General features: G+C 52.0%; 1 protein-coding gene. It reads left to right on the top strand.

Features of this window, described 5'->3' with window-relative positions:
- A partial coding sequence (locus NUW87_RS11515) for an EF-hand domain-containing protein (RefSeq protein ID WP_269028666.1) occupies positions 1 to 507 on the top strand: 507 nt, incomplete at its 5' end.
- Positions 508 to 583 lie beyond the last annotated feature (76 nt).

The raw sequence follows: 583 nt of genomic DNA, 5'->3' as shown, positions 1-583 counted from the left end.
CGAGGATCCAGGAAGGCCAAGCGCACTGGAAGCAATGTGTTCTCCATGTTCTCCCAGAAGCAGGTCGCTGAGTTCAAGGAGGCCTTCCAGCTGATGGACCAAGACAAGGACGGTATCATTAGCAAGAACGACCTCCGAGCAACCTTCGACCAGCTTGGCCGTCTTGCCGTCGACAAGGAGCTTGATGAGATGGTCAATGAGGCTCCTGGACCAATCAACTTCACACAGCTGCTCACCTTGTTCGCCGGAAGAATGTCTGGAGGATCTGATGATGATGAGGTTGTCATTGCCGCTTTCAAGTCATTTGATGATGAGGGAAAGATTGACAGCGAAAAACTGAGGCACGCCCTGATGACCTGGGGTGACAAGTTCAGCGGTGAGGAAGTCGATGATGCTTATGACAACTTTGAGATTGACGACAAGGGCTTCATCAACACGGCGAAGCTCATCCAGCTGCTTACAGCCTCTCCAGAGGAGGAAGAAGGTGGAGAAGGCGAGGCCGCTTAAGCGACATCCGCTGCCATGGAGAGATCACCACATTTCATCAACACACAATGTGCTACTGACAAGACACACTCGGATT

The organism is Corynebacterium pilbarense, assembly GCF_026930265.1.
Taxonomy (GTDB): domain Bacteria; phylum Actinomycetota; class Actinomycetes; order Mycobacteriales; family Mycobacteriaceae; genus Corynebacterium; species Corynebacterium pilbarense.
Note: the sequence above shows the minus strand (reverse complement) of the source record. Positions and strands in the feature narration are given on the sequence as shown.